This is a genomic window from Mesorhizobium sp. BH1-1-4 (assembly GCF_020165665.1).
GTDB lineage: Bacteria > Pseudomonadota > Alphaproteobacteria > Rhizobiales > Rhizobiaceae > Mesorhizobium.
Map to the genome: position 1 here is coordinate 230286 of NZ_JAIUIN010000009.1, position 6722 is coordinate 237007.

A 6722-nucleotide genomic window follows, 5' to 3' on the forward strand; every position below is an offset into this window, starting at 1 on the left:
AGCATTTGCCCGGCCGAACGGGCGGGTTTCGAACGCCGAAGACGTAGGTCCCGAAACCTGACATTGCAATGACACGCGGCCGCTTTGCCGGCCGCGGCGCCTCGATCAGGATCCGATATGCGGACCCCTGCCCCGGGCTCGCGCGAGCTCCACTTGCCGCTGGCGCTCCGCGTAGCGCTTGCGGTCTTCGTCCGAGCGGGCATCGAAACAATGCGGACAGGAAACCCCGGCGGCATAGTTCGGCGACGTCAGCTCGCTCTGCGTCAGCGGATGGCGGCAGGCGCGGCACAATTCCGCGTCGCCCTCGGCGAGTCCGTGTGACACCGAAACCCGCTCGTCGAAGACGAAGCACTCGCCCTGCCACAGGCTCTGCTCGGCCGGGACCTGCTCGAGATATTTGAGAATGCCGCCCTTGAGGTGAAAGACGTCCTCGAAACCGAGCGACTTCACATAGGCCGTCGCCTTTTCGCAGCGTATGCCGCCGGTGCAGAACATCGCCACCTTGCGGCCCTCGAGCTCCGTGCGGTGTGTTTCCACCCAGGCCGGGAATTCGCGAAAGCTCGCCGTCGCCGGATCGACCGCACCCTTGAAAGTGCCGATCGAGACCTCATAGGCGTTGCGTGTATCGATGACGATCGTATCGGGTTGCGAGATCAGCGCGTTCCAGTCGCCCGGCTCCACATAGGTGCCCGCGCTTGTCGCCGGGTCGATGGTCTCGACCCCCATGGTGACGATCTCACGCTTCAGCCGCACCTTCATGCGATGGAACGGCATGGCCGCGGCGTCGCTGTACTTCACTTCGAGACCCGACAGGCCGTTGATCGCTTCAATATGGTCGATCAGCGCGGCGATCGCTTCGCCACTGCCGGCGACGGTGCCGTTGATGCCCTCATGCGCCAGGAGCAGCGTGCCCTTGATGCCGCGCCCGCAACAGAAGGCCGCGAGCGGCGCGCGCAACGCCTCGAAGGCGTCGAGCCGGGCAAAGCGATAGAGCGCGGCGACGCGGACTGGCTGGGATGGCGCGGGCGGTGTTGTCATTGCCAGAGCACCTAGACGCTCGCGGAAGCCGATTCAAGGCGAAACGGGTTCGGGCTGCCTTGTCATGGCCCTGTCGGCGAATAACCGTTAAGCTCGACGGCACCGCGTGACATCGCGACGCGACCGGCTCCGTGGACAGGGCAATACTCGTCTGCTAATCGGTTGAAATTCCCTCGATGCGACCCTCGACAAGGAGAGACAGATGCCGACCAAGACCGAAAAACTCCTGTCGCTCCTCAATGGCCAGCCGGTCATTCCGGTGCTGAAGATCGCCAACGTTGCCGATGCGGTGCCGCTGGCCCGTGCTCTGGCGCGCGGCGGCTTGCCGGCGATCGAGATCACGCTCCGGACCGCGGATGCGCTCGAAGCGATCCGGCGCGTGGCGGGCGAGGTCGAGGAAGCCATCGTCGGCGCCGGCACCATTCTGGACAGCAAGCAGTTCGACCAGGCAGCCAGCGCCGGTTCGCGCTTCATCGTCAGCCCCGGCATCACCAGCCAGCTTCTGGCGGCCGCCGCCGACAGCGAGGTTCCGCTGCTGCCCGGTGCCATCACGCCAGGCGAGATCATGGCCGCGCGCGAGGCCGGCCTGCGCTTCCTGAAATTCTTCCCGGCCGAACAGTCCGGCGGCATCGCCTCGCTGAAGGCCTTCGCCTCGCCGCTGGCGGACATCAAATTCTGCCCGACCGGCGGCATCACCGGCAAGAACGCCGCCGACTACCTCGCTTTGCCAAACGTCGTCTGCGTCGGCGGCTCCTGGGTTGCACCCGACGAACTGGTCAAGGCCGGCAAGTGGGACGAGATCGAGGCGCTCGCACGGGCCGCGAGCAAGCTCGGGAAATAACCCCCCTCGGGTTCACCAGCGCAGTGGGCCGTTGTCGTCGAAATATCCACCTGTCGGGCCATCACTATCCAGCGTTGCCAGCCGCACGACGATCTCGGTTGCCTGCTCCACCGTGCGGTAGCCTTTGCCGCCATTGAGATCGGTCGCTGTATAGCCGGGCGCGGCGGCATTGACCTTGATGCCCCGCGGCGCGAGTTCCCTGGCGAACGCCACGGTGATGGCGTTGAGCGCAGTCTTGGAGCTGCCATACCCCATGATATTGGGTGACTGGTTTTCAGCGAGGTTGTCGGACGCGCGCGCGATCGAACCGAGATTGCTGCTCAGCATGACGATGCGGGCTCCGGGTGCTGCCGAAAGCAACGGCAGGAACGCCTGGGTGACGCGGATCGGACCGAAAACGTTGACATCATAGGTCGCCTTCATATCGGCAATGTTCTCCTGGCTCGGCAGCCGCCCGTAGCGGCCGTCCGGAGCGAGCGCATCGACATATCCGGGCGCGATGCCGGCATTGTTGACCAGCACATCGAGGCTGGGCGCCCTTGCCGCGACGACGCTGGCGGCGGCGGCCACGCTTTCGTCGCTGGTGACGTCGAGTTCGAGCCATTCGACGTCGAACCTGATCCCAGAAATGACGCAAGCCGGCCTGCTTCGCGCGCCGGAAGCTCTCATGCTCTTGCCTAAAACTCTCACTTGGTTGCGCTCTACCCGTGGATGGGCAATGCTGAAACGATGAACGAAATGCTTCGGGAATTGATCGCGATCGCAGCCCGCCACGCGCATGGACGACGGACACGGACGGCGATCCCCCGCGTCACGATCGGCCGCAGCGAGATACCGTCGCCACCACTGCCGGAGCTTTGTCAGCCAACGGCCTTGTTCGTGCTGCAGGGCGCGAAATCGGTGCTGCTCGGCGACCGTACGCTCCGTTATGAGGCCGGCAGCTATTTCGTCTACGCGGTCGAGACGCCCGCCACCAGCCAGCTGATCGAAGCAAGTGCTGCCTGCCCTTACCTGGCCATCGGTTTCGCCCTTGATGTCGGATCGATCGCCACCTTGCTCATCGACCACGAGCCGGCGGTCGGTGGCGACGGTTTTGTGACTTGCCTGGCCGATGACGACCTGCTCGATGCGTGGCGCCGGATGCTGCGGCTGCTCGACCGGCCCGCCGAGATTTCCGTGCTCGCTCCCATGATCGAGCGGGAGATATTGTTTCGGCTGCTGCAAGGTCCGCAAGGCGGCAAGCTGCACCAGCTTGCCCGCGCCGACGGCCGCCTGTCGCGGATCCGCCGCGCCACGGCGTGGATCCGGACGCATTACAACGAGCCTATCGAGGTGCGACAGCTGGCCGACCTGGCCCATATGAGCAACGCCGCCTTTCATCGCCACTTCAAGGCGGCGACAGCGATGAGCCCGATCCAGTATCAGAAGCAGGTCCGCCTGCTGGAGGCGCGCCATCTGTTGATCGCCCAGCCGGGCAACGCCGCGCGCGTCGCTTTTGAGGTGGGGTACGAGAGCGCTTCGCAGTTCACCCGCGAATATGCCCGCCAATTCGGATTGCCGCCCGCGCGTGACGCCGCGCGGCTGCTGGCGCGAGGCGAAGCAGCCGCGCTTGAGGTGGACTAATGCACGTCGAAAGCGCGGCGCGGAATTCGTTTCGACGCGACTTGCTCAGAGCAATCCCAGGAAAAGTGTGTAACGGTTTTCCGTCCGGAATTGCGTAAGACAAAAAGTTGGAGTGGTTCGGCGATCTATCAAACGCTGAACCGCTCTAGAAATCCAAGGGGCTCACAAAAGGCCCGGCCGAACCTTCGCCGACCGGGCCGCATTGCTTTCCCTTCAAGCAAGGGTCAGTTGCAGACTCTGACCTTTTCAATCACCCTGTGGTGATGCCTCCAGTGCGTGACCACCTTGGTCCTGCAGTGCTTGGCATGCATGTGGTCATTGGTCTTGACGACGACGGTTGCCGCCTGCGTCGGAGCGATGGCGGCCGAGGCAGCCGCCAGCGTTAGAGCTGTCGCCAATAAGATCTTCTTCATGAATATCCCCAGGTTGGAACGTACCCACCTTAACCCGGAAACGGGGTGGCCCGTTCCGGCTTCACGAGAAGTTCAGCCGCGCGTGATCCTCGCCGGCCTTCCGCCGATTTTCTCCCGCAACGATCGTCCGGTTACGGGCGTCGCCCTCGCCTGACCGGCATCACAGCCGGGCCGACAGGCGCGCTCCCGCGAGTGATACAAAAGAACCCCGCGCATCGCGCCTCCGGACAGCAAAAAGCCGCGTCGGTCGCCCGGCGCGGCTTCAGCGATGGTCTGGTCCGTGCGCTACTTGGTCTGGAAGCGGGCGACCGACATGAACTTGACGGCATTGCCGGTGAAACGGTTGGCGTCGGCCATCTGGTTGCCCGACTGGAAGCCGGCCGTATAGACCTCGCTCGGCGGTGTATGCACGATGTTGTAGGCGTAACCCGGCGCGGTGGTCGCGCTGGAAACGGTGGCGACGTTCTCGCCACTGGTCAGCGCCCAGCGGGCCGCCTGCGGTGCCGCGGCAACCACCACGGCCCTGGGGCCGGGCTTCTGGTCGCGGATGGTTGCCCTGGCTTCCTTGCGGGTCGTCTTCACACCGGCGCCGATCGCGGCGGCCGGATCGGAACCGGCAGGACGGGCTGCAACGGCCTGGCGCGGCGAAGCGGCATCGACACCGGACGGATCGTTGAACGCCGAGCGCGGTTCCGCGGACAAGGAGGCGAGCTGATACTCGTCGCCATTGCCGACCTGTGCATTGGCCTCGTCGAGCACGGCCTTGACGGCGTCCGGCTTGGGACGCGCGCTCGGCAGTATGGAGAACGCATCCGTCGCGGTCTTGCCGTGATCAGCCGTATCGGCCAGCGCCATCAGCACATCCTTGCTGGGCGGCGGCGCGAGATCCGCCGGCAGCGTGCGTTCGGGACGCCATGTCGGCAAGGGGATGTTGTTGACGGCGACCTGCGCCGGATCGGCGGCCGCAGCCGCGGCCAGCGCTGCCGGATCAGCCTTGCTGAAAGGCATGTTGGCCGGCGCCTGCGCGGTCGCCACTGCCTGTTCCGTGGTGGCCGTCGCATCCGCCGTGGCGAAGGGAACGTTTTCAGGCGTCTGTGCGCCGACATCGGCCTTCGGCCGCGGCGCGAAATCGGGCAGCGGGATCTCCTTGGCCGGCAGCGCCGCGATGATCGTCTCCGGCGCGTCCTTCTCCGGCTCCGGAGCCTGCTCGTCGGCAATCTGCGGAATGTTCGCGCGCTGGGCGTTCTCGGGCGCGACGATAGCGATGCCCGGCAGGTTGCTGGTCTTGGCGGTCGCGACCGGCTTCAGGTTTTTAGCCCTGGGCGCCGGGGCAGCCGAAGCGGTCTCGACATCGGCGCTGTCATCGGCCTCGTCGTCGCCGCCACCACCGAAGAAGGCGGACAGGAAGCCACCGGATTTCTTGCCGCTGCCGCCGGCGCTGGCCAGTTCGATATTGGGTGTGCCAGTGCCCTTGCGCGACTTGTAGGAGGCCAGGGCCTGTTCGTAGCCCGGCAGCGGCCGGCCGTCGCTCGGCACATGCAGCGTCTTGCCATTGGGGAACAGGCTGACCAGTTCCTGGCGGCTGATGCCGGGCCAGTGGCGCACATTGCCGACGTCCATATGGACGAACGGCGAACCGGAGGTTGGGTAATAGCCGACGCCACCGCCCTGCATCTTGAGGCCGATATTGCGCAGCTTCTTCAGCGGCACGCCGGGAATATAGAAATCCATCGCCTTGCCCAGCATATGCTGGCTCTTCTCGGCGACACCCCGGCTGCGGCTGCGCAGCATCGAGTTGGTCGACGGCGAGCGATAGCCGCAGACGACCTGGATATAATCGGTGGCGCCGCTTTCCCGATAGGCTTCCCAGACCAGGTCGAGCAGGCGCGGATCCATCTTGGTCGGCTCGTTGCGGCGCCAGTCGCGCAGGATGATGTTGATCTTGCGCAGGCCCTCGGGAACGTAGCGGCCATTGCGCTTGTAGACGATCTCGGCCTTCTCGTGCGTATGGAGATGGTAGAGCTTCAGCGAACGAACTTCGGCATGGGCGCCCGTGGCGGCCGCGGCAACAAAACCAAATGCGACAATCACCGCCGCCAGCCATCTCGGCCAGACGCTCAAATGATGGTGCCGCCCGTTTGTGAGTCGTTCGATTCTGTTCAAATCAAAAGGCCTTGCAGGCTGCCGTTTGTCCCCGGATTTGCCCAAACGGACGTGTCGTTATCACATCCGAATATCGATCCTAATGGTTAATCATCGCTTATTGAAGCCGAAATGCGGTAACACCATGGCGATATCCCGTCAAAAATTGTCCGCAAGGTTTCTTGGTAAACCGCTGGTTTAGATCATGATTCCGACCTTGACCGAACACGATCTGTTACCATCGGCCTCAATGCGTGAACAATGGCCTGTCGAGCGCCGCCGTCCGGCCGCCATAATCCGGCGTCGGCGCCATGTCGTGACAGAGGAAACTGGTCCCGGCCTTGCGGCTCAGGAAACAAGCCTGTCGACGCGGCCGGTTTCCGGGTCGATGCCATATTCCTTCAGCTTGCGGTAAAGCGTCGAGCGGCCGATACCGAGCCGGCGAGCGACCTCGCTCATCTGGCCGTTGTAGTGGTCGATGGCGAGCCTGATCATTTCGAGTTCGACATCGGCCAGCGCCCGCACATTGCCGCGCTCGTCGAGCGCCCGCAGCGTACCGAAGCGAGGCTGCGAGGCGACCGGCTGTTCACGTACAGCCGTCGAATCGGTCTCGTCGGGCACGATGTCCTCGTCGCGCGGCGCCCGCGGCGCCCCCCCGCCCCGGG

General features: G+C 64.7%; 7 protein-coding genes. 2 read left to right on the top strand and 5 right to left on the bottom strand.

Annotation, left to right across the window (positions count from 1 at the left end):
• Window positions 1-105: 105 nt before the first annotated feature.
• Window positions 106-1038, bottom strand: a complete 933-nt coding sequence (locus LB569_RS18145; RefSeq protein WP_224693454.1) for a rhodanese-related sulfurtransferase — start codon at window positions 1036-1038, stop codon at window positions 106-108.
• A 202-nt stretch (window positions 1039-1240) separates the two neighbouring features.
• On the opposite strand from LB569_RS18145, the gene LB569_RS18150 reads away from it, so the two are divergent.
• On the top strand, window positions 1241-1879 hold the full coding sequence (locus tag LB569_RS18150; RefSeq protein WP_224693456.1) for a 2-dehydro-3-deoxy-phosphogluconate aldolase: 639 nt from the start codon (window positions 1241-1243) through the stop codon (window positions 1877-1879).
• A 12-nt stretch (window positions 1880-1891) separates the two neighbouring features.
• On the opposite strand, the gene LB569_RS18155 is transcribed toward LB569_RS18150, so the two are convergent.
• Window positions 1892-2548, bottom strand: coding sequence for an SDR family NAD(P)-dependent oxidoreductase (locus LB569_RS18155; protein ID WP_224693463.1), 657 nt, complete (start codon window positions 2546-2548; stop codon window positions 1892-1894).
• Between the two features lie 69 nt (window positions 2549-2617).
• Here LB569_RS18155 and LB569_RS18160 point away from each other — a divergent pair, with 69 nt between their 5' ends.
• Window positions 2618-3502: an AraC family transcriptional regulator gene (locus tag LB569_RS18160; RefSeq protein ID WP_224693489.1), complete on the top strand. Its 885-nt coding sequence runs from the start codon at window positions 2618-2620 to the stop codon at window positions 3500-3502.
• 224 nt (window positions 3503-3726) lie between these two features.
• Here LB569_RS18160 and LB569_RS18165 read toward each other — a convergent pair whose 3' ends face one another.
• The 3 genes from LB569_RS18165 to LB569_RS18175 form a co-directional block, all read right to left on the bottom strand.
• The gene (locus LB569_RS18165; RefSeq protein WP_224539091.1) at window positions 3727-3915 is read right to left on the bottom strand and encodes a hypothetical protein; all 189 of its coding nucleotides are present in this window, start codon (window positions 3913-3915) and stop codon (window positions 3727-3729) included.
• Window positions 3916-4200: 285 nt separating this feature from the next.
• Window positions 4201-6036, bottom strand: a complete 1836-nt coding sequence (locus tag LB569_RS18170) for a DUF882 domain-containing protein (RefSeq protein WP_224693464.1) — start codon at window positions 6034-6036, stop codon at window positions 4201-4203.
• A 369-nt stretch (window positions 6037-6405) separates the two neighbouring features.
• Window positions 6406-6722, bottom strand: a 317-nt coding sequence (locus LB569_RS18175; RefSeq protein ID WP_318013122.1) for a helix-turn-helix domain-containing protein, incomplete at its 5' end; no start/stop codon positions are given.